This window comes from Succinimonas amylolytica DSM 2873, from assembly GCF_000378405.1.
Classification (GTDB): domain Bacteria; phylum Pseudomonadota; class Gammaproteobacteria; order Enterobacterales; family Succinivibrionaceae; genus Succinimonas; species Succinimonas amylolytica.
This window is the reverse complement of sequence record NZ_KB899636.1, coordinates 206,401-228,237: the sequence shown is the minus strand read 5'-3', so window position 1 is coordinate 228,237 and position 21,837 is coordinate 206,401. Positions and strand designations below refer to the sequence as shown.

The 21,837-nt window shown below is 44.1% G+C and carries 19 protein-coding genes and 1 pseudogene; 8 read left to right on the top strand and 12 right to left on the bottom strand.

The genetic code is table 11. The annotated features are described in order from the left end of the window. Positions 1-266 precede the first annotated feature (266 nt). The 4 genes from F557_RS0101030 to F557_RS0101015 form a co-directional block, all read right to left on the bottom strand. Positions 267-1,556 carry a peptidylprolyl isomerase gene (locus tag F557_RS0101030; RefSeq protein ID WP_019000413.1) on the bottom strand — a complete coding sequence of 430 codons (1,290 nt, stop codon included), beginning with the start codon at positions 1,554-1,556 and terminating at the stop codon, positions 267-269. 7 nt (positions 1,557-1,563) lie between these two features. After that, entirely contained in the window at positions 1,564-3,942 is a 2,379-nt protein-coding gene (locus tag F557_RS0101025) for an LPS-assembly protein LptD (RefSeq protein ID WP_019000412.1), read from the bottom strand. Positions 3,943-4,111: 169 nt separating this feature from the next. Beyond that, on the bottom strand, positions 4,112-6,637 hold the full coding sequence (locus F557_RS0101020) for an LTA synthase family protein (protein ID WP_084761328.1): 2,526 nt from the start codon (positions 6,635-6,637) through the stop codon (positions 4,112-4,114). A gap of 104 nt (positions 6,638-6,741) precedes the next feature. Continuing rightward, the gene (locus F557_RS0101015; protein ID WP_019000410.1) at positions 6,742-7,203 is read right to left on the bottom strand and encodes a pilin; all 462 of its coding nucleotides are present in this window, start codon (positions 7,201-7,203) and stop codon (positions 6,742-6,744) included. Positions 7,204-7,460: 257 nt separating this feature from the next. Between F557_RS0101015 and F557_RS22085 the strand changes: the two genes are divergently transcribed. Then, complete coding sequence (locus F557_RS22085) at positions 7,461-7,637, top strand: hypothetical protein (RefSeq protein ID WP_157617712.1); 177 nt, start codon at positions 7,461-7,463, stop codon at positions 7,635-7,637. Between the two features lie 47 nt (positions 7,638-7,684). Here F557_RS22085 and F557_RS0101010 read toward each other — a convergent pair whose 3' ends face one another. The 8 genes from F557_RS0101010 to aroQ all read right to left on the bottom strand — a co-directional run bounded on the left by F557_RS0101010 (position 7,685) and on the right by aroQ (position 16,018). Continuing rightward, a complete protein-coding gene (locus F557_RS0101010) occupies positions 7,685-8,578 on the bottom strand; it encodes a prepilin peptidase (RefSeq protein WP_026297670.1) in 894 nt (297 codons plus the stop codon). A gap of 71 nt (positions 8,579-8,649) precedes the next feature. Then, a complete protein-coding gene (locus tag F557_RS0101005; RefSeq protein WP_019000408.1) occupies positions 8,650-9,867 on the bottom strand; it encodes a type II secretion system F family protein in 1,218 nt (405 codons plus the stop codon). A 22-nt stretch (positions 9,868-9,889) separates the two neighbouring features. Then, positions 9,890-11,593 carry a type IV-A pilus assembly ATPase PilB gene (gene pilB, locus F557_RS0101000; RefSeq protein WP_019000407.1) on the bottom strand — a complete coding sequence of 568 codons (1,704 nt, stop codon included), beginning with the start codon at positions 11,591-11,593 and terminating at the stop codon, positions 9,890-9,892. 180 nt (positions 11,594-11,773) lie between these two features. Continuing rightward, positions 11,774-12,748, bottom strand: a complete 975-nt coding sequence (locus F557_RS18305; RefSeq protein ID WP_019000406.1) for a tyrosine-type recombinase/integrase — start codon at positions 12,746-12,748, stop codon at positions 11,774-11,776. A 153-nt stretch (positions 12,749-12,901) separates the two neighbouring features. Continuing rightward, positions 12,902-13,360 (bottom strand): early set domain-containing protein, encoded by a 459-nt coding sequence (locus F557_RS0100990; RefSeq protein ID WP_019000405.1) that lies wholly within the window; start codon positions 13,358-13,360, stop codon positions 12,902-12,904. A 337-nt stretch (positions 13,361-13,697) separates the two neighbouring features. Next, positions 13,698-15,047: an acetyl-CoA carboxylase biotin carboxylase subunit gene (gene accC, locus F557_RS0100985; RefSeq protein ID WP_019000404.1), complete on the bottom strand. Its 1,350-nt coding sequence runs from the start codon at positions 15,045-15,047 to the stop codon at positions 13,698-13,700. Between the two features lie 15 nt (positions 15,048-15,062). Beyond that, complete coding sequence (gene accB / locus F557_RS0100980) at positions 15,063-15,539, bottom strand: acetyl-CoA carboxylase biotin carboxyl carrier protein (protein WP_026297669.1); 477 nt, start codon at positions 15,537-15,539, stop codon at positions 15,063-15,065. A 32-nt stretch (positions 15,540-15,571) separates the two neighbouring features. Next, the gene (gene aroQ / locus F557_RS0100975; RefSeq protein WP_169335184.1) at positions 15,572-16,018 is read right to left on the bottom strand and encodes a type II 3-dehydroquinate dehydratase; all 447 of its coding nucleotides are present in this window, start codon (positions 16,016-16,018) and stop codon (positions 15,572-15,574) included. A 423-nt stretch (positions 16,019-16,441) separates the two neighbouring features. On the opposite strand from aroQ, the gene glyA reads away from it, so the two are divergent. The 7 genes and pseudogenes from glyA to F557_RS22875 all read left to right on the top strand — a co-directional run. Further along, positions 16,442-17,710: a serine hydroxymethyltransferase gene (gene glyA, locus F557_RS0100965; RefSeq protein ID WP_019000400.1), complete on the top strand. Its 1,269-nt coding sequence runs from the start codon at positions 16,442-16,444 to the stop codon at positions 17,708-17,710. A 267-nt stretch (positions 17,711-17,977) separates the two neighbouring features. Further along, a complete protein-coding gene (gene nrdR / locus F557_RS0100960; protein ID WP_019000399.1) occupies positions 17,978-18,448 on the top strand; it encodes a transcriptional regulator NrdR in 471 nt (156 codons plus the stop codon). Between the two features lie 86 nt (positions 18,449-18,534). Next, positions 18,535-19,713 carry a bifunctional diaminohydroxyphosphoribosylaminopyrimidine deaminase/5-amino-6-(5-phosphoribosylamino)uracil reductase RibD gene (gene ribD, locus F557_RS0100955; RefSeq protein WP_019000398.1) on the top strand — a complete coding sequence of 393 codons (1,179 nt, stop codon included), beginning with the start codon at positions 18,535-18,537 and terminating at the stop codon, positions 19,711-19,713. Next, positions 19,698-20,378 carry a riboflavin synthase gene (locus F557_RS18300; protein ID WP_019000397.1) on the top strand — a complete coding sequence of 227 codons (681 nt, stop codon included), beginning with the start codon at positions 19,698-19,700 and terminating at the stop codon, positions 20,376-20,378. Before ribD ends, F557_RS18300 begins: the two co-directional genes overlap by 16 nt. A 144-nt stretch (positions 20,379-20,522) precedes the next feature. Beyond that, positions 20,523-20,993: a 6,7-dimethyl-8-ribityllumazine synthase gene (ribH, locus tag F557_RS0100945; protein WP_026297668.1), complete on the top strand. Its 471-nt coding sequence runs from the start codon at positions 20,523-20,525 to the stop codon at positions 20,991-20,993. Between the two features lie 15 nt (positions 20,994-21,008). Continuing rightward, positions 21,009-21,437: a transcription antitermination factor NusB gene (gene nusB / locus F557_RS0100940; protein ID WP_026297667.1), complete on the top strand. Its 429-nt coding sequence runs from the start codon at positions 21,009-21,011 to the stop codon at positions 21,435-21,437. Positions 21,438-21,614: 177 nt separating this feature from the next. Next, positions 21,615-21,837: pseudogene (locus tag F557_RS22875) on the top strand (hypothetical protein); the annotation flags it as partial.

The window sequence follows — 21,837 nt, the reverse complement described above, 5'->3', positions numbered from 1 at the left end:
TGCGCCGGAAAGTATTTGCAAAAAATTAAAAATAAGGCTTCATGTAATATATTCTGCAGTGCCGATTTTGCAGGACAGCATGAATGCGGTGCCTTGAGGAGACCGTTTCAGGCAATGATAATCAGGAATGAACGGGAGCAGAGTAAATCCAGATACGTGATGCTTTGCGAATTACCCGGATGTTTCCCGTTTCTTTCCTGACACAGCCATGAAACGTTCCCGGTACCTAGATTTCCGGTTCGGAGGCATGCCTGAAATTCAGAAAGCTATTCGTATATTTTAACGTATGAGGAATCGCGGATTTCACGCTGCCAGCGTTCACTTTCCTCGTTGATTGAGCGATTGAAGAGAATCTCCCGGGCCTTGACCTTGTAGGCCTCCAGGGAATCCCGGTCAACTTTTCTGCCCACAAGCTCTGCCAGATGCCAGCCGAAGCTGCTCTTAAAGGGCTGGCTTATTTCCCCTGGCTTAAGGAGCGCAATGGCGTCTCGGAATGCGGGATCAAAAACCTCGGGGTTCATCCAGTCCATCAGTCCGCCGTCGAAGGAGTTCGAATAGTCCTCGGAGTAGCTGCGTGCCAGTTCATCAAAAGTCTTGTCTCCGTTTTCAATTTCGGATCTGAAGCTGGCAAGACGGGATTCGGCAGACTTGTCATCAAAAATAATGCTGGTTTTGAGAAGGATGTGTTTTACCTTAACCTGTTCCACCGGTTCAGGAGTCATTCCGCCCACATCGTAAATCTTTACCAGATTAAGCCCCTGCTCGGTGCGGAATGGTCCCACCAGATCTCCCTTTTTGCGATCCCTGACGGCATCGGCAATATAGGGAGGAAGCTGACTTTCCGGGATAGTTCCCAGATCGCCGCCGTTTACTGCAGTAGGGGCTTCGGAAAACCTTGCTGCCACATTGGCAAATACCTTGCCTCTGGCAAGTTCATCCTTGATCTGCTTCATCTTGCGGTTTGCGGCATCGGTTACGGCAGGGGTGGCATCCGGATCCAGTTTTACAAAAATAAGTCCGAGATGGTAGGAGCTCATGGCGGAGGCGTTGTCCTTGAGCATGAGAGCTAGCTGCTCTACCTCCTGATCTGAAATGTTTATCCGGCTTCTTACCTGGGATCTGGTGACCTCGCCGATGATGACGTTGTTTCTGACTTCGTTACGGTAGTCGGCTTCGCTGAACCCCTCTTTGGCAGCCTGTGCCAGCATGGCGGGAACAGTGGTATGGCTCATGGCCGCCATATGACTGATAGCTCTGTCCAGGTCGGAGTCTGTCATGGTGATGCCGTTTTTCTCGGCAATCTGCATAATCAGGCTATTAATGATAAGCCTTTCCAGGGCGTTTTTTCTGATGATGTCGTCAGGAGGAAGTTCCTGTCCCATGCGACGCAGATTGTGCTTCAGGTTTTCGGAAGCCTTGGTAAGCTCGCTTTCCAGAATAATGTCGTTATTGGCTACTGCCACAGTCCTGTCTACGGGAGTTGCGGTGGCGGCATAGGCAGGCGCTACGGTTATAGTTCCCAGAACAACGGCGGCGGCTAAAAGTTTCTTCAGCATGTTATACCTATTTGCTAAGATTGACCGTATCGTTATACGGCAGAAGTTTTGTTTCAGTGGTGAAGGAGGTGTCGGCACCGACGTTGGCCAGTCCCTTGAGTTCAAAGAATACCCCGAATTTTGTTTCGTTGTCTGCTGTGAGGGTATAGTTGTCAGGTCTGTTGTATCTTTCAACCTGAACGCCCAGGGAGTAGCAGCAGGAATCATACTTGATGGCCAGCTTCTGATCGATATTTTTCTTCTGATAGAGATCGTAGTACATGACGCCGATGGCATGCCAGTCACGGCTTAGGGGGATCTGCAAGGATCCTCCCAGCTGACGAAGATCGATAATATCGTTCTTCATGGTCTGATTGCCGTTTTTCTTATAGCGATAGTTAATCTGGCCTTTGAAGTCATCATATGCCCCGTTAAGAAGGCCGCTCCAGCTGGACAGCTGAGAGTATTCGGTATCATAAACCAGATCCCCGTGCGCTGAGAGTCCCTGAAAAGGACTTACATTCAAAGCGGTGGATATGGGGGTGCGGCGATAATAGTCAGCATCATCATATCTGGTAAGTTTTACCCGCTGGGCAGTGAAATCGTATCCCTGTCCGATCTGAAAACGGAGTATTTCCCGGAATTCCTGATCGTATATCCGGTGGGTAAGGCCATAGCTTATGCGGTTGGCGTCGGAAATTCTGTCAAGACCGGAATATTTCCGGTAGCTGAAAAGGGAATCAAAATCATATACCCGATCCAGTGTGTCATAAAGACCGATGGCTTCCTGGTTTTTATAGGGAATGTAGATGTACTGCACCTCCGGTTCCAGAGTCAGAGTGTGTCCGTTATCCAGAGTGTTGGTGAATGTCACCTTGCCTCGGATCTCGGAGAGATTAAGGAATCTGTCAGTTGATGGCTTCATTTCATCTGCGGTAAGGATCTGCACCGGATATTTCAGTGGTCTGGAATGGGGAATGTTCTGATCGTAATGAGTATAGAAGAGCTTTTCCCGGAAAGTGAGATTAATACCCCGGTAGTCGACTAGAGGAACTGTGATTTCAGGTTCGAAATGGATTCTCTGGGCGTCATAGCCGGTATCTCTGGAGTGGCCGTCTACTCTGAAATTGGAGTAGGTCATTCCTAAATTATAGCTGAACCAGGAATCCACGGTACTATGGTAGCCTAATTTAAGTTCCGGTTCGATTCTGAAAGGCTGGAATATCAGCAAGGTGTCGGGGATGAGAAGCTGATACCGAAGCATTCGTACCGAAGCGTCGAAATTGTGGAGATTTACAAAGGCTTTGGCTTCCTGTACCAGCTGGTTGTCGATGGTGCTTACTGAAGAGGGATCAAAATCATCAATATAGTTGAAATCCCCGCTGCGAATTCTGGTGTAGTCGGCTTCAAGGCCAAAATTACGGTTGTCCCAGTAGCTCTTGTGGTTCAGAGTATAAAGCCAGCGTTCGTGGAATTTGTCCGGTTCCTTGTCATCCCGTCTCTTTCTGTCATGGTGGATATACTGCCCCATCATGCTCCCCTGGGTTCCAGCGAAAGGAAGATAGCGAAATTCGCTTTCCATCAGGAGGCCCCGTCTTCCAATAAGTGTTGGGGTGATGGTCATATCGTAGTTAGGGGCGATATTCCAGTACACCGGGGTTTTCAGGAGAATTTCATCGGATGAGGACCAGCCGATTACCGGATAGAGAAGGCCGGATTTTCTCTGGTTCTTTACTGGAAAATTCAGGTACGGAAGATAGAAAACAGGAATATCGTGAAACCAGAATACTGTGTTGTAGGCCTCCCCGAACACTTCGTTCTTATCCATTTCGATTTCGGAGGAGCTGATTTTCCAGGTTTCGTTATCTTGGGGACAGGTGGTTATATAGGCGTTTCGGAGAGAAACTCTATTGGCCTGATCCGTTATTACCGCTTCATCTGCATAGCCCCTTACCAGGGTACCGTTCAGACGATACGTGGCCTTGTCAAGGCGGGTGTCATTTGTTTTAAGGTTAGTGGTCAGGGTGGTATTGCTCTTAACAGTAACCTCGCCATCCTGATAGAAGATATCTCCAGACGCCTTGATATCCTGAGTTTGGTGGTTAAAGGAGGTATTATCAGCCTTCAGGGTTTTCTGTCCCTGGACAATTTCTACATTGCCGGAATAGTTTACGCTGTGGCGCAGATCGGCAGCGGCATGGTCCGCGGTGATGGAAACAGGAGTCTGGTTGGGATCCTGGTTTTTGGCATTCTTGACGTAGGGCGGGACATCGGCAAGGCAGCGGGCATCGTAGGCAGTACGGGTATCTAACAGATCCTTACTTCCGGCCAGAGACGGGATAGGCAGGACAATGCAGGAGACAAGTACGCCCAGCTTCAGAAGGTCTGTTTTGTGGTGAGGGTGCATATTACCAGTACTCTTTTACTTCCAAGGTTGCGTCGCAGGATTTATTATAGAATAATGCGGAGGGTTTTGCATCTGTTGGAAGATGCAAAACCGGAAGCATGAAAAATGTCAGGGCACTGTCCGTTTGGACGTCTTTACTGTAATTCAGACAAATAGAATTACAGTCAGCCTACATACGAAAATATGCCACATATCCGAGGATCTCATCCATTTCTTCAGGTGTGAAAATATTATCATCCTTGAAGTATGAGTCATCACCGTCGAGTATTATGGTATTGCTTCTGTCGTCTTTTTTGACCTCAAGATAAGTCATGGCTCCAAAGTCATAACCAAAAATAATCTCCGATTCAGCGTTATCAATCAATGGGTTGGTGTTAAATTGATTGAACTTATATGTGGGAAGTTCCAGATATTGTAGCAAAACTCCCAGGGAGGCATGAGAAAATTGCGTGTGATTAATACTGCCTTGATTCTTTCCGTCAATTATAATCAGAGGGACTTTGTTAATAAATGTAGGTTCATTATTATTTCTTTTGGCACCGTCTGCACCCCATGCATGATGATCTCCGACAAGGATAACAATGCCGTTTTTGAAATAATCAATAGCCTCAAGCTGTTTTACAAATCTGTAAACTTCCTGATCTGTATATTCAAAAGCTTTATCCAGGTTGTTAAAACCTAAAGGTGAATTAAATGGAGTATGATTGGTTGCAGTTTTTGTTACATAAAAAAATGGTTTATCTGCTTCAGATTTAATTTTAGTGATAATGAATTTGAATAATTCTTGATCGTTTACACTGTTAAAGGTAAATCTTTCTGTTATACCTGCAAAACCGGGGTTTGAAGTATCAATAACCTCATCAAAATTTGTTTGTTTGATAATATCTCTCATGCCAAAGACATGATCAGTTGATGAAATGAATGATGTTTTATAGTTGTTAGATTTAAATGTGCTGATTAAATCGTTTTGTGAATGAAGCATTCTAGAATATGATTTATTGAAGCTTTTGGGTATGGAAATACTTGAACTCGTTTCTGTTTCAATAGGTAAATCCCAGGCAATGTTGATTACAGGTACAGATTTAATTATTGACAACAACGAAAAACTCGTTGACGGTATTATTGAATAATAGTTATCAAAAAAAGCGTTGTTTTTGGCGAGTGCTTCTATGCTGGGCATCTTAGAGGGGCCGGTGCCGCAGACGTATGTAAAGTTGCAGCCCCATGATTCTACAAGTACCAAAATAATATTCTTCTTTTGATTAAGTCCTTGTTCAGACTTGTAACTAATAGTCAAATTATTGCGTTTGCTGTAATTGTCAGAGTATGTGCTATAGAAATTCCCCATTTTTTGAAAACAAAAACCATTTACCTGGAATGGATTCAGATACGTAAAGTCGAAATCTTCCGGATCAGTTGGATAAACACCCCATACAGTTAGTGAAGCTATGGGAATTGATAAGTAGCTAGCTAATTTGCGAAGAGAGACCTTTTCTATTGTTACAAATATCCCAGAAAAACCGGTTATGACGAAAGTTATGAATCCTGCGCACATTAGAAACCCGCTATCTGAAATCATGTAGCTATATATAAAATCGTCAAAATATTTTGTTTCAGTGGCGTGTCCTGCCATATTAAAATTTAAGCGAACGTTAAGAACATTTAATAAGCAGTTATCGATGATTAGGATTGCTAAAATTATTACCGATGATATTGCTATAATTGATTTTATAATACGATTCTTTATGAAAAATATAGAAATTAATAGCAATGATAACAAACAAATGAGAGTGCCAAAATTTTGTAAAAAAATTAGAATGTTTGATTGGGTTGTAGATAAAAATGTATTGGTTTCATCTTTAAAGAAAGTGTTGCTATTATGAAATGAATTCTCGAATAACAGGTAATAAGAATTTGTAATTGAGAGTGTTAGAGCTATAAAAATAAGAATGATAACGAATATTGATCTATAAGATTCCTTATTAAAAGCTTTTAAAGATATGCTGATGATATAACATATCAAAAAAACTGTGACAAAACAAAAAGCTCTTAATAAAATGTTATATAGCAACTGCTCATCATTGATTTGTTTGAGCTCTTCAGATGTTACCTTTACAGGGTTAAGAACGTTTGTTATATCTATTACGGTGCTTTTATCTTCTGAACCTATAACAATTCCTGCTGAAGCACCATCCTTAAATTTTCCAATATGTAATTTCGAAGTTGATTTTGCATTAGCGATAAAATCATTTAAAGAAATGGATCTGTTGTTAATTATAATTTCATCTATGTAAACAAGATTGTCATCAGTATTCAGTTCAATTTCAATTTTGTGTGAGTTTAGAATAGGGATATCTATTGCGTAAGATTCAAAATCTATGAATTCTTGTTTGTGATTATTATCTGTTATTGTATGTTTTTTTAATATAATTTTTTTGCTAGTATTTTGTTGGAGAGTGTTATGCTGATCGTACGATTTTAATGTGAAATCACCATCTTTTAATAAATAAGTTAAATTGATTAATATAGAGTTGTTTGCCCCATCAATTGGTACTAATATCGATTTTTTTAGTGGTTCAAAAATAGAATGGCTTAACAATAAACTTAAAAAAAGTAAAAGAATAAAATAAATGATTTCTTTGGTGTTAAGTGAGGATAGTTTCATAAATATGAAAGGAGATAAATTGTCTGGCATGAGTACTATAAACTAATTATTACTTTGTTTAATAATAAAAAAAGAAACGGCTCGAGTCGAGCCGTTCTATTACTATATGCTTCGATAATACTAAAAGTTAATTACTAGCACAGTTCCTTTGTAATGCAATCTGAGTTGGTATCATTTCTCTTCCAATCAATAACACCATTGTCTGCAGCACCAAAGAAAGGCCGAACCTCGAACTTGGCACCCTGCAAGCCATTAGTATTTTTAGCTTGTGCAGTTATTGTACCATTGGCAACTGTAATTGTGGATACGTACTTGGTTGCATAAGCACCAGCAGAACCAATGCGCCATCCATTTCCGTTATTGGAGTTCTTGCAGTCGGCTGCAGCAATTACAGCGCTAGCAGTGAAAGCAGGGCCGGTATCAAAAATACAGAGTTCAACCTGCTTCTTAACGCCATCAACAGCAGAAGTTACTTCGGTGAAACGAGCACGAGCCATGTAACGGGCATATGCAGGAAGAGCAATTGCAGCAAGAATACCAATGATAGCGATTACGATCATTAATTCAATGAGGGTAAAACCTTTAGACTTTTTCATTTCTGTAAATCCTTTTACGTTGATTAACAAATCCTTTGTTAAGGATGGCCAGGGATTCTCCCTAACACATTTAACATTATCTAATATTGCTGACAGAATTGCAACGTGTTACTACACCATGTTTACTGTTTTATGATCTGGTTAACATTTTTAAGACCTGCGCACGAATCGACAATTGATACAAAGGATGTGTTTCGAATCAATTAAGATTTAAGAAGGCCTAAAGTGCTGACTTTAGACCTAATACGAAAAAGAACTTGAAAGAGGAAACAGTTCAGAGAGAAAGATCAAACTTCCGAAAAAGAGCTCTCTTGGACGGCTCAAAGGGAGCAAAAACAAGCCAAAAACCGATCAGCCGCCAAAAGAAAAAAGATCACCTGGCAGAACAAAGTGGTAAGAAAAAAAAATCAACGCATAAATGGGATGGTTTCTAAAAATTAGTTTCATGTTTAACGTTTTTATGGAAATTCTCGCTTAGAATTTAACTTCGTAAATACATGACAAACTGGATGTACCAGTCATTGATCTTCTCTCCATAGAGCATTCCGATAAAACCTGCCAGCGCAATGTACGGCCCAAACGGTATTGGTTTGCTCTTTCCTTTGTTTTTGATTAGCATTGATGAAATGCCTGCTATGACACCAACAAGCGCAGAACCTATTATCACTATGCCAAGCATTTTGTATCCCAGCCATGCTCCAAAACATGCTGTTAGTTTAAAATCTCCGTACCCCATCCCTTCTTTTCCGGTGCAGAGCTTAAATCCCCAGTAGAAACACCAAAGAATCATATATCCTGTAACTGCACCGATTACTGAACTTTCAAGATCTGTGTAGGTTCCTGCGATATTGAAAAGAATTCCAATCCAGATGAGCGGCAGAACAATTTCGTCGGGAATCAGCATTTTGTCGAAATCTATGCCGGATATGGCTATTAGACACCAGGTGAGGAATACCGCTCCTAGTGCCGCAACAGATGGGCCAAAGTGATATGCTGCAACGAACGTCATAATGGCAGTGAAAGCTTCAACGATTGGGTACCGTATAGATATGGGAAGCCCGCACTTATGGCATTTGCCCCTGAGAATAAGATAGCTGAGTATAGGAATGTTTTCCCATGCCGAGATCTTATGATTGCATTTCGGACAGTGTGAAGCTGGAACCATCAGGTTAAATTTTTCTTTTTTAGGATGCTCAGCCTCTGGATGGAAGTAATCCTGATATTCTTCCTCAAAATTTCGTTCCATCATGATAGGAAGCCTGTAGATAACCACATTTAAAAAGCTTCCCACCATAAGACCTACTGTTGTTATACAGAGGTAGAAAAACCAGGGGTTTTGTTCCATGGTAAGTATGATGTTTGTAAAATAATTCATGATTGTTATCTAATATATTAATCAAAAAGGCCCTACCCAAAGGCAGAGCCCTAAGCTTCTTCACCAGGCTGTTATTTAATAACGCTACCCATGGTGAATATCGGGAGGTACATGGCGATTACGAGGCCGCCGATTACCACACCGAGGAATACCATGATTACTGGCTCCAGCATTGAAGAGAGACCGTCAACTGCATCGTCTACCTCAGCCTGGTAAATGCTGGCAATCTTGTTAAGCATACTGTCTAGGGAACCAGCTTCTTCGCCGATCATTACCATCTGATTCAGCATTGCTGGGAACACCTGAGTGGCCTTCATGGCGGTATTGAGCTGCATACCTCCCATTACGTCGCTTCTTACGTCATCAATGGCTTGGGCATACTTGGCATTGCCAGCTGCACCTTTTGCAGAAAGGAGGGCATCCACCAGCGGAATACCGGCCGCAAAGGTGGTAGCCAGGGTTGATGCGAAACGGGCAAGACAGCCTTTTTCAATAATGTTTCCGACGGCGGGAATACTGAGGGTGGCCAGGTCAACATTGTCGTGGAACTTCTGACTTCTCTTGTATGCCTGTAAGAACGCCACGCCGCCGATAATGAGTATCGGAAGGATAACCATCCACCATGCCTGAAGGAATCTGGAACAGTTAACCACGAACTGGGTGAATGCCGGAAGCTCGGCGCCAAATCCTTTAAACATGTCCTCAAATTGCGGAACTACGTATACGAGCAGGATACCAGTTACAATTGTCGCAATGATCACGATTACTGTCGGGTACATCATGGCTTTTTTGATCTTGGATTTCAGGAGCTCGCCTTTTTCCTTGTAGGTAGCCAGCTGGTCAAAAATCTTTTCCATAGCACCGGAAGCTTCTGCTGCCTGTACAAGGTCGCAATACAGCTTATCGAAATAATAAGGAAATTTCCTTAGGGCCTGATTGAAAGGGGTACCCGAAGAAACATCTTCGCACATTTTTGCCAGCATCTTTCTCATGGCAACTTTATCATGGCTCTGAGCCAGGAGCTCGATAGACTGCACTAAGGGAACGCCTGCAGAAAGCATAGTAGCAATCTGCCGGGTCAGGGTAGCGATATCCATGGGTTTGATCTTCGGACCATCGCCCATAAGATTCTTCTGTTCCTTGACTTCGGTTACCTGAATGTTCTGCTTCCGGAGATCCGCCTTAACAAGCTCAACACTGCGGGCACAAACAGAACCCTTGATCACCTTTCCGCGACGGTTCTGACCAACCCATTTATAGTTGATAAAATCTTTGCTTTTAACTGCCATACTATTTCATTCCTTAAGATTTTTAGGCCGAGGTTACTCGGAATACTTCCGATAAACTCGTAACCCCCTGTGCAACTTTTTTAAGACCGGATTTTCTGAGAGGAACCATTCCTTCCTTTTCGGCTTCCTGCGCAATCTGAATGGAGTTGGCTCCTTCCATAATAAGCTGTGCCAGATTTTCGGACATTTTGAAAATTTCATAAATGCCCACACGTCCCTTGTAACCGCCAGAGCAGGCGTCACAACCCTGGGGATTGGGCTTGAAAATATTCAGGCCCTTAGAAATTTCTTCCTGAGTATAACCGATTTTCAGAAGCTGTGACTCCGGTACATTGTCCGGAATTTTACATTTCTCACATAATCTTCTGGCAAGACGCTGTGCCATGATTATGGTTACCGTAGCTGCAATGTTAAACCCTGCCACACCCATGTTTATAAGACGGGTCAGGGTTTCCGGAGCCGAGTTGGTGTGCAGTGTTGACAGTACCAGGTGTCCGGTTTCTGCTGCTTTTATGGCAACCTCTGCTGTTTCCAGGTCTCGAATCTCGCCCACCATGATTACGTCTGGGTCCTGTCGGAGGAACGCTCTCAGGGCACTGGCGAAGTTCAGCCCTGCCTTGTTGTTCATCTGTACCTGGTTGATACCTTCAAGGTTAATTTCTACCGGATCTTCTGCTGTTGAAATATTTGTTTCTACAGTGTTGAGGATGCTGAGTCCGGTATAGAGAGATACGGTTTTTCCGGAACCGGTAGGGCCAGTTACCAGAATAAGTCCCTGAGGTTTTGCCAGGGCCTCCAGATATTTTTCTTTCTGTTCGTCCTCAAAACCCAGCTTTTCAATATCGAGCTTGGCAGCTGAGGAGTCAAGGATACGCATTACGATCTTTTCACCCCAAAGAGTCGGCAGGGTGTTAACACGCATGTCCATACTCTTGGTCGGAGATACCTTCAGCTTGATACGACCGTCCTGGGGGACACGTCTTTCGGCGATGTCCAAATGTGACATAACCTTGATACGGGCGGATATCTTTGATGCCAGTGATACCGGGGCAGTGGCAACTTCGTGAAGAATGCCGTCGATACGGAATCTTACCCGGTATTTCTTTTCATAGGGTTCGAAATGCAGGTCGGAAGCGCCTTTCTTTATTGAATCCAGAAGAAGCTTGTTAACAAACTTTACTACCGGAGCCTCGTCTCCTTCTTCTGTTGGGTCATTGGCAACATTAGCATCTACGTCCTCAGTTTCTAGATCTGCCAGGTCTCCTTCGGACAGACCGACATCGAGTTCATCCAGAGCGTTGGAAAATAGCTTGCCAATGGCCTTCTGAAGTTTAAGCTCGTCCACCAGAAGGGTGTCTGTGTGCATGGCGTATGTAAAGCCGAAGTCGTCGAGAGCCTGAACGTTGGTAGGATCCGACATGGCCAGATACAGAGTTTTGTTCTGTACGAACACCGGAAGAGCATGATTCTTGACGATCAGTTTTTCGTTAAGGTATTTGTCGCCGATCTCCGTTACGTCAATCTGATCCAAATCCAGATAGGGATATCCGTATTCGCGTTCCAGGATCTTGCGAAGATCCTCAGAACTTACAATTTTGTTGTTCACCACATAGGTGACTATCGGCATGCCTTCTTTTGTGGCATTGTCCTCAACCTCTCGTCCCTTGTCTGACGTTATCAGATGTGCATTGACCAGGGAATAGACCAATCCCGAAGATCTTGCCATTTAGGATTCTCCTGTTAAACGTTAACTCAGTTTATCTACACGATTTTATAGTAAAGAACTTTTTAATTTAGTGAAAGCATTCAAACTTTACTTAATTGCGTAACTAATCATGGTGAATATGAGCGCTTTTCACTTTCATTGTTGGGAAATTCTGCTGTTTTCAGCGGTGAAATCTCGTTTTTAACTTCCTGCATCATCAGAATCTTCGTTTTCGTGGCGAATGAAAGCCCGGGGGTGTGCGTTTTTGTATTTTGCTATCAGACTTTTATGGAGTGTTTGCGTGTAAATGTCGGTGGTTTTCAGTGAAGAGTGTCCCAGCATTTCCTGGATAGATTTTAGATCTGCTCCGTTTTCCAGTAAATGCGACGCAAAGGAATGTCTTAATACGTGTGCTGAGATGTGGGGCAGGTGTTTCTCTTTGGCATGCTTCTGAATGGTTTTATAGAGATACATTCTGGTGAATGGCTTTCCGGTTTTCGGATTTGCGAACACATAGTTTGTGACGTTACCAGCCCGGGCGCGGGTTTCTTTGATGTATTTTTCCAGAAGGTTTAGAGTGTTTTCGGAAAAAGGTATGACGCGGTTTTTGTTTCCCTTGCCAACTATGTTCAGGGTTTGTCCTGTAAAGTTGATATTCTTGTATTCAAGGTTCAGAAGCTCAGAAGATCTGAGTCCTGAAGCATAGAGTAGCGTGAGCATGGTTTTTTCCCGAAGTGCATCGTAGGAATCTTCAGAAGGGGAGTTTATTAGAGTTAGAACGGTTTCCTCGGTTTTGAAGGTTGGAAGACGTTTTTCCAGTTTGGGGGACGTATAGTTCTCCATGGGGTTGTCGTTTCGGAGTTTTTCGATGATCTCGAATTTTACAAGAGATCTGATACTGGACAGGATTAGTGTAATTGTACGGGATTTTATTTCCTTCTGTCCGCATCTGGTGAATCTGTCGTGGGGGTCTTTTTCCGGCACTGTCTTCTGCTTGAATCTTATGAAGCTGTGCACATCATCGGAAGTAAAATCAGTAATTCCTGAAACTCTTCCTCTCAGAAAGGAGAGAAATTCCTTTATATAGCCGGTGTAGGTACTGCATGTGGCTTCTGAGAGATTCTTTTCTCCCGATATGTAGTTAACGTAGCTTTCAATAAGTTCTTCTGCAGTCATTTGGCTAATACCGGTAATGTTGTGGTAAAGAGATAATCGTCCTGGAATCTTTGAGGGAGTTTTGATTTTTTTGTTTTTAGAGAGTATGTGCTTTAGGTTGGTGATAAAAAACCCCTGCAACGCAGGGGTTCTCTTTATAAAAAGGACTGTGAATTATTCACCGTGCTTCTTAACATAGGTTACAGGAGCTTCGCCGGTAACATCAATGTAGAAGTCATAGATACCATTCTCAGGAGGAGTGAACTTAACTTCTTCGAAAATTGACTTCGGATTAAGAACTACCGGATCGCCGCCGAATTCATAGATACCAGGCTGATCCTTGTAGCCGAAGTTGGTGCCGGCAGTCCAGTTGGAATCTGCAAACTTGAATTTGTACGGAGCCCAGTCAACGTTGAGTTCTGCAGAAGCCATATAAACCTTGTCAGATACCTTCTGAACCTTATACTGACTGCCTACAGCCCAGTCATTCATTTCACCGCGGAGGTAAATCTGAGTACCGAAAACATCGGCACCGCCGTCACTGCTACCAGAGCTTGAACCACCTTCAGATGAACAGCCGGTGAGGCCGACTACACCTGCCAATACTGCACTTAAAAGAATCTTATTAAACATTATCTTTCTGAATCCCAAGTTAGATAAAAGGATAGTCTGAGTATATCCTTATGGGATAGAGATAAAAGTGTATAAGTTCACAAAATCCGTAAATGATCACGTTTTTTCTGATAAAGCCGGACTTTTTAGGAGGGGGAGGCGGATTTTGCGGATGATTGGTGAAAGATTGTAATAAACATAAGACAGATAGGGTATTCTCTTGTTTTGCGTGGGAGAATTGTGTTTCCTTTTGAAAGAAGTACCCCGAACATTGGTAATACCAAGTATTCGGAGTACTATCATAATAATAGCAGGAGATGAGAAATTTCTTAAATTACGTCATTTCCTTGTTTTGCCGTTATTTTTTCTGCTCAAGACGATGTTCCAGATAATGGATGTTGAATCCGCCTTTGTTGAAGGTTTCGTCCTCCATAAGTTCTGTCAGAAGCGGAATATTGGTCTTGATGCCGTCAACAATGAGCTCATTAAGAGCCTGTTTCATACGGGCGATGGCCAGTGCTCTGTTGTCATTGCAGGCAATGAGCTTGCCGATCATTGAATCATAGTACGGAGGAACGGAGTAACTCTCGTAGATATGGGAGTCCCATCGTATTCCCGGACCGCCTGGTGTATGAAGACGGGTGATCTTCCCGGGTGATGGAATAAAGGTTGCCGGATCTTCGGCATTGATGCGGCATTCAATGGCATGGCCTTTGATTTTGACGTCTGACTGCTTAAACGTGAGGAAATTTCCTCCGGCAATCTTTATCTGTTCCTTGACAATGTCAATTCCGGTTACCTGTTCGGTGATCGGGTGCTCTACCTGAACACGGGTATTGACTTCGATGAAAAAGAATTTACCGTTTTCATAAAGGAACTCAAAGGTACCAGCCCCTCGGTATCCGGTTTCAATACAGGCTTTGACGCAACGGTCTCCAATATCCTTTCTCTGCTTCTCGGTAATGCCCGGAGCCGGCGCTTCCTCGATAACCTTCTGGTTCTTTCTTTGCATGGAGCAGTCGCGCTCGCCGAGACATACAGCATGTCCCTGTCCGTCAGAAAGGAGCTGGAATTCGATGTGTCTGGGGTTTTCCAGAAACTTCTCCATAAACACATTAGGGTTATTGAAGAACGAATCAGCTTCTCTCTTGGTCAGAGCTATGGCATCGATAAGATCCTCTTCCTTTCGTACTACCCTCATGCCGCGACCGCCGCCGCCGCCAGCTGATTTGATTATTACCGGGTAACCCAGCTTTTTGGCGATTTTGCGGTTTTCGTTATCATCGTCAGTCAGCACACCTGAGCCGGGAACACAGGGAACTCCGGCAGATTCCATGGCTTCAATTGCTGATACCTTGTCTCCCATAAGGCGGATTGTTTCCGGGCGGGGACCGATGAAGGTAAATCCGGATTTTTCAACTCTTTCTGCAAAATCAGCGCTTTCTGAAAGAAAGCCATATCCGGGATGAATGGCATTTGCTCCGGTGACTTCCGCAGCGGCAATAAGGGAGGGAATATTCAGATAGGATTCCTTGGCGGGAGCAGGTCCGATGCAAACGGCCTCATCAGCGAGCTTGACATGCTTGAGATCTCTGTCGGCCGTGGAATATACCGCAACGGTTTTAATTCCCATTTCCTTGCATGCCCTGAGGATACGCAGCGCAATTTCTCCCCGGTTAGCAATTAAAACTTTCTCTATTTTTGCCATCTAAAAGATCCCCGGTTATTCAATAATGAACAGTGGCTGATCAAATTCAACAGCAGCCCCGTTTTCAACAAGGATCTTTTTGATGACACCGGATTTATCGGCGGCGATCTGGTTCATCATTTTCATGGCTTCAATAATACAGACGATATCACCTTCCTTGACGGTGCTTCCTTCTTCAGTAAATGCCTTGGCTTCAGGATTGGCAGAACGATAGAAGGTTCCCACCATCGGTGATTTCATAATGTGTCCAGATTCCTGAGATGCTGCCTGGGCTGGCTGCGGTGCGGCTGGAGCTGCGGGGACTGCCGGAGCTGCCATGGCAGGAGCCATCTGAGCATGGGGCTGGATTTGAACAGGCTGAACCTGCACCGGAATCTGAGATGCTGAGTGTCTGGTTATTTTGATTTCTTCTTCTCCCTCTCTGAGAGCAAGCTCTGCAATATCGGATTCGGAGACAATCTTGAGTAAACGAGAAATTTTGTTGATGTCAATTTGCATAGTGTTCTTCTTACGTTAAGTTAAAGTTAATTCAGGATCCTGGCAATAGCTTCGTAAAGAGCGTAATCATACCCCCTTGTTCCGAAGCCGCATATTACTCCCTGGGCTTTATCGGAAAGGAAAGAATGATGACGGAATTCTTCACGGGCATGGACATTAGAGATATGAATTTCGAAGAAAGGGATGTTAACTGCCAGAAGGGCGTCACGTATTGCAACAGATGTATGGGTAAAGGCCGCCGGGTTAATGAGTATGAAGTCATACTTGCCCATGGCACTATGAATGCGGTTTATTAGTTCAAATTCCGCATTAGACTGAAACATGTCCAGTGCGACCTGATGCTGATCAGCTATTTTCTTTAATCGTGCTTCGATATCTGAAAGATTGTCCGAACCGTAAATGCCAGGTTCACGAATGCCGAGCATATTCAGATTTGGTCCGTTAAGAACCAGAATACGGTGGCTCATGCATATACTCCCGTAGAGACTACAAAACCGGCGCTGACAGATAGAGATCTGGCTGGCGGCTTGCAGCAGTGTTCGCGCTTTCGCGTTAAGACGAGGACATCACCAGCCGGAATACCCATAAATGGAGATGGGTACTCAGCAGGATACCGAAAATTATCATCTGATAATCACGGTTCGTGTATTCTATCTTAAAACGGCCTGTTATGTTTCATTTTTAACTTAAAACTGGGTGTTTTGGCCCAAATTTTGGGCAAAAACCACATTTTTGGAGCAAAAATCAGCATTTTCGGGGCGTGGTTGGTCTGGTGATTCTCTAGGGGAAGTTTTTCAATCTTTTTCTATGAATTGTTAACTAAAGCAAGTAAAATGTACCTGTTTTTTTGTTATGTGCCGGAAGGCTGTCGTTAGTAACGATTATTGGAGATATAAATGCTTAATCCAGCAAAAAGTATCGCAGAATACGATAAGGATCTTTGGGAAGCCATCAGTGGTGAAAACCTGCGTCAGGAGGAGCACATTGAGCTTATTGCTTCTGAAAATTACGTCAGCAAAATCGTAATGGAAGCTCAGGGCTCTCAGCTTACCAACAAATATGCTGAAGGATACCCCGGGAAGCGCTACTACGGCGGCTGCGATTTTGTCGATAAGGTTGAAGCGCTCGCTATTGAAAGGGCCAAGAAGCTCTTCGGTGCCGATTATGCCAATGTTCAGCCTCATTCCGGCTCTCAGGCTAACAGTGCCGTATATATGGCTTTGGTAAAGCCCGGCGATACTATTATGGGAATGAGTCTTGCTCATGGCGGACACCTCACTCATGGTGCCAAGGTAAGCTTCTCTGGTAAGATTTACAACTCTGTACAGTATGGTGTTAATGATCAGGGTGAAATCGACTACGATGATGTGCTGGCAAAGGCTAAGGAATGCCAGCCGAAGATGGTTGTTGCCGGTTTTTCTGCATATAGCGGGATTGTTGACTGGAAAAAGATGCGTGAGATTGCCGATGCGGTAGGTGCCTATCTTTTCGTTGATATGGCTCATGTTGCCGGTCTGGTAGCAGCAGGTCTTTATCCTTCTCCTTTGCCGTATGCTCATGTTGTAACCACCACCACTCATAAGACTCTGGGTGGCCCCAGAGGCGGTATTATTCTCTCTTGCTGTGGTGATGAAGAGATTTATAAAAAGCTCAATTCCGCAATTTTCCCGGCTACCCAGGGTGGTCCTCTGATGCACGTGATTGCCGCCAAGGCTGTAGCTTTCAAGGAAGCAATGGAACCGTGGTTCAAGGAATATCAGAAGCAGATTCTGGTCAATGCACAGGCTATGGCCGGTGTGTTTATGTCCCGCGGCTACAAAGTGGTTTCCGGCGGCACTCATGACCATCTGTTCCTTCTTGATCTTATCGAAAAGCCTTTTTCCGGAAAGGACGCTGAGGAAGCTCTTGGTCGTGCTAATATCACTGTGAATAAGAATTCTGTTCCGAATGATCCGAGAAAGCCTTTTATTACTTCCGGTTTGAGAATCGGATCTCCTGCTGCTACTAGACGCGGTTTCGGAGAGGCTGAATTTGTTAATCTTGCCGGCTGGATGTGCGACGTTCTGGACAGTATTGGTTCTGACAAGGCTGCAGAGACTGAAGCTCAGGTCAAGGCAAAGGTGCTCGATCTTTGCAAGAAGTTCCCTGTTTATCAGCAGGCTTAATTGATTACTATTACAGATTAACTTGAGTTCACTGAAAGGAATCGTTGTTTGTAGCGGTTCCTTTTCTTTATCCTCAGTATTTTTGTTTTCTGTTTTTTTTGCGGCACGTTTGTTCGGAATTTCCTGGCAATGCCGTTTCCAGATATGGCGTCTAGTTGTCGCAAAACTTTGGGGATAATATTTCCAAAGCCTAGGGTGTGGTAATATATGGAGCCCGTGGTTATAGTAATTCTCAAAGAGTTTTTTTGTTGGTAAGCAGGTGTTGTTATGCGTTGTCCGTTTTGTGATGCGGCCGATACTCGGGTTGTCGATACCAGAACCATTAATAACGGTACCGAAATCAGAAGACGCCGGGAATGCATCTCATGTCATCAGCGTTTTTCGACATTGGAGGAGGCTGATATCCGGATGCCCCTTATTGTTAAGGCTGATGGTTCCCGAGAGCCCTTTAATGAGAACAAGATCCGGGTTGGAATGCTGCGGGCTCTTGAAAAGCGTCCGGTGGGAGTGGATAGCATTGATCGGGCAGTAAATGCCATCAAGTCGCGACTCAGAGCTTCAGGGGAACGGGAGATAAAATCCCGGGATCTGGGGGGATTTGTGATGGATGAGCTTTTCCGCCTGGATTCAGTAGCCTATATCCGTTTTGCCTCGGTTTACCTGAGCTTCGCTACTATTCAGGATTTCAGCAGGGCTATTGAGGCCATGGAAAAGAACAATAAATCAGAGGACTGCTGAAATTTGATGGTTTAAAACAGATAACCGGAAACTGCTGACTGGTTTAAATTGCTGTTTTGACTGTTGTTTGTTGATTGAGGGACTGTATGTCTGAGACCGCGGGATTTTCAGAACTGGACTGCACGTTTATGAAGCGAGCACTTGCGCTTGCTGAAAGAGGTATTTACACCACATTACCCAATCCTGCAGTGGGCTGTGTTATTGTTAAGAAGAACGAGATTATCGGGGAGGGGTGGCATCACCGTGCCGGGGAACCTCATGCCGAGGTGATGGCTTTAAAAGATGCGGGTGTCAGACATCAGGATGTGAAGGGATCCACAGCCTATGTTACTCTCGAACCGTGTTCTCATTATGGCAGAACTCCACCGTGTGCTGTGGGACTGGTAAATTCCGGAATATCAAGAGTGGTGGCAGCCATGAAGGATCCCAATCCACTGGTAAGCGGCCGGGGCTTTAGAATCTTGGAGGAGGCCGGGGTTTCCGTGTCTTTTGGGCTTTATGAAAACGAGGCTCGCGAGCTTAACAGAGCCTTTTTTCATTCTATTGTTACAGGAATGCCCTATGTTACAGTAAAGTACGGTATGAGTATTGATGCCAGGGTGGCTCTTTCCAACGGAGAGAGCAAATGGATTACATCTGAGGAAGCCCGGCACGATGTTCAGAGAATGAGGGCCAGGCATCAGGCGGTTCTCTCCTCTGCCAATACTGTGCTGAAAGATGATCCTTCTCTTAACGTTAGATGGCAGGAGCTTCCGTCAGAGGTGAGAGAATTATTTCCAGCCGATCCTGGCTTTTTGCCTCTCCGTATAATTATTGATGCCAGCTGCGTCATTACTTTTAATGAAAATCTGTTCCGGTGTCCGGGGGCGATCATGGTGGTTAGAATCGGAGATTCTGACCTTGTTAAGTCAGAAATAATTTCTGACAGTATTACGGTTTTAAAGGTTCCTGCGGCATTTGACAATCCTGCACATATTAGTTTCCGGCATCTGTTCCGGTACCTGAATTCCATTAATGTTCGTAATGTGATGATTGAAGCCGGCCGGGGACTGGTTTCAGATATAGTCAGACATGGCATGGCGCATGAAATAGTTTTTTATGTTGCTCCGAAAATCATGGGGGCGGATGCGGTGTCCGCATTTAATGCTTTGCACCTGTCGTCCATGAATGATGTGCCAGAGCTTTTCATCAGTGATGTGTCACGCTGTGGGCCGGATGTGAGAATTACCTGCCGTTTTAAGGAGATGTCATGTTTACAGGAATAGTCGAAGCATTGGGAATTATAAAATCCTTCCAAAAATCCGGAAATGGTGCGGTGATGACAGTTCACGCACCTGGACTTGATTTTTCAGATGTTAAAATCGGTGATTCTATTGCCTGCAACGGAGTCTGTGTTACTGTAACCTCCTTCACCAGGGATACTTTTACAGCCGACCTGTCTCTGGAAACCCTGTCATGTACTAGCTTTAAAAAGGCGGCACCGGGAAAGGTGATTAATCTTGAAAAGGCTATGTCTCTATCGGGAAGAATGGGAGGTCATATAGTTCAGGGGCATGTGGATGCCATCGGTGAGATTTTGTCAATAACCGCCAAAGGAGAGGTGCGGGAGGTGTGGATAACTCTGGATGAGAATATTGCCAGATATATTGTTCACAAGGGATCAGTGACTGTTGATGGTATCAGTCTTACGGTAAATGAGGTACTGCCGGATCGTTTCAGACTGACACTTATTCCCCATACCGGCTCGGTAACGACTGTTTCTTCATGGGTTCCGGGAATGATTGTGAATCTTGAGGCAGATATTCTGGGCCGTTATGTGGAACGACTTCTTTTCTGTAAGGATGGTGTTTCCAAAGTTTCGGGCTCTTACCAGAAATCAGGAAAATCTGGTATTACCGAGGAATTTCTTCTCGGTAATGGCTTTATGTAAAACAAATCACCTGTTAATAAAGAAATCGGTCATGATGACTTGTGTCTTTGTTTTATGAAGTTGCTTACCCGTTCTCTTCCGGTAAAACTCTGACTGATATATATGTTAAAATAAATACGGTGAATGATTAAGGAGCTTGAATATATGCAGGTTATTGAAGGCAATTTGGCTGCCCCGGAAGCCAGAGTGGTAATTGTGGTTTCCCGTTTTAACAGTCTGGTTAATGAGCACCTTGTAAGCGGAGCTTTGGATGTACTCACCAGAATTGGTCAGGTAAAGGATGAGAACATCACGCTGGTACGGGTACCGGGGGCTATTGAAATTCCCCTTACAGTAAAGAAAATTGCCAAAGCCAGGAAAGGAAACGTGGATGCCATTATAGCTTTGGGCTCGGTTATTCGCGGTGATACCTATCATTTTGAGGTTGTTGCTAATGAAAGCTCCAAGGGCCTGACCCAGGTAATGCTGGAAGAAGAGGTTCCGGTGGCATTCGGAGTGCTTACCACCGATAATCTGGAGCAGGCTGTTCTTCGTGCCGGTTCCAAGGGCGGCAACAAGGGGGCGGAGGCTGCAAATGCCGCCCTTGAGATGATTAATGTGTTAAAACAGATTTGATTTAAGAGGGTTATTGTGAGTCAGGGTCCCAGACACAAGGCAAGACATTTTGCCATGCAGGCGCTCTATCAGTGGAGCATCAATAATGAACTCCCGGAGATAATTGAGGAGGAGTTCCTTGAGGATCAGCCGTTTGGCGATGACACGGACAAGGATTATTTTCATGAACTGCTGACTGGCACGGTTTCGCACCTTAATGAAATTGATGCTGCCTATATTCCGTATCTTTCAAGAAAGGCGGATGATCTTGATTCTGTTGACAGGGCGATTTTGAGACTGGCTACTTATGAGCTTCTTTTTGAAAAGAAGGTTCCCTTCAAAGTAGTAATCAGTGAAGCTATTCTTCTTGCCAAGAAATTTGCAGCTCAGGACAGCCACAAATTTGTAAACGGGGTTCTGGACAAGGTAGTGCATGCCATGGCTCCAGCATCAGACAATAAATAGCAGTATCGGTTCTGAATTAAGGAATAGGACACCTGAAACCATTAAGCTGTTTTCAGGTGTTTTTTTAGTATTAGGTCTTAAACCTTCTTTTTATGGCTTCGGGGATTCTTGACAAAAGTGCTGGTGAATCCGTACCATATCGCACACAAAAATCGGGATGTGTTGAAGGAATTTGCAATGGAAGCGAAGATCACAAATAACAATCTTCCTGCTAATCAGCACGATACTGACACTTCCAAACTGGACAACCTTTATTCGTTAATCGAAAAACTTACATCAACCATTCAAGAGCAGACCTCAACCATTCAAGAGCAGACCTCAACCATTCAAGAGCAGACCTCAACCATTCAGAAGCAGACTTCAACCATTCAGAAGCAGACTTCAACCATTCAGAAGCAGA

Excerpts from the sequence above, each read along its gene's own strand:
- F557_RS0101030 (WP_019000413.1), bottom strand. The coding sequence starts at position 1,556 with ATGCTGAAGAAACTTTTAGCCGCCGCCGTTGTTCTGGGAACTATAACC.
- F557_RS0101025 (WP_019000412.1), bottom strand. The coding sequence starts at position 3,942 with ATGCACCCTCACCACAAAACAGACCTTCTGAAGCTGGGCGTACTTGTC.
- F557_RS0101020 (WP_084761328.1), bottom strand. The coding sequence starts at position 6,637 with ATGCCAGACAATTTATCTCCTTTCATATTTATGAAACTATCCTCACTT.
- F557_RS0101015 (WP_019000410.1), bottom strand. The coding sequence starts at position 7,203 with ATGAAAAAGTCTAAAGGTTTTACCCTCATTGAATTAATGATCGTAATC.
- F557_RS0101010 (WP_026297670.1), bottom strand. The coding sequence starts at position 8,578 with ATGAATTATTTTACAAACATCATACTTACCATGGAACAAAACCCCTGG.
- F557_RS0101005 (WP_019000408.1), bottom strand. The coding sequence starts at position 9,867 with ATGGCAGTTAAAAGCAAAGATTTTATCAACTATAAATGGGTTGGTCAG.
- pilB (WP_019000407.1), bottom strand. The coding sequence starts at position 11,593 with ATGGCAAGATCTTCGGGATTGGTCTATTCCCTGGTCAATGCACATCTG.
- F557_RS18305 (WP_019000406.1), bottom strand. The coding sequence starts at position 12,748 with ATGACTGCAGAAGAACTTATTGAAAGCTACGTTAACTACATATCGGGA.
- F557_RS0100990 (WP_019000405.1), bottom strand. The coding sequence starts at position 13,360 with ATGTTTAATAAGATTCTTTTAAGTGCAGTATTGGCAGGTGTAGTCGGC.
- accC (WP_019000404.1), bottom strand. The coding sequence starts at position 15,047 with ATGGCAAAAATAGAGAAAGTTTTAATTGCTAACCGGGGAGAAATTGCG.
- glyA (WP_019000400.1), top strand. The coding sequence starts at position 16,442 with ATGCTTAATCCAGCAAAAAGTATCGCAGAATACGATAAGGATCTTTGG.
- nrdR (WP_019000399.1), top strand. The coding sequence starts at position 17,978 with ATGCGTTGTCCGTTTTGTGATGCGGCCGATACTCGGGTTGTCGATACC.
- ribD (WP_019000398.1), top strand. The coding sequence starts at position 18,535 with ATGTCTGAGACCGCGGGATTTTCAGAACTGGACTGCACGTTTATGAAG.
- F557_RS18300 (WP_019000397.1), top strand. The coding sequence starts at position 19,698 with ATGTTTACAGGAATAGTCGAAGCATTGGGAATTATAAAATCCTTCCAA.
- ribH (WP_026297668.1), top strand. The coding sequence starts at position 20,523 with ATGCAGGTTATTGAAGGCAATTTGGCTGCCCCGGAAGCCAGAGTGGTA.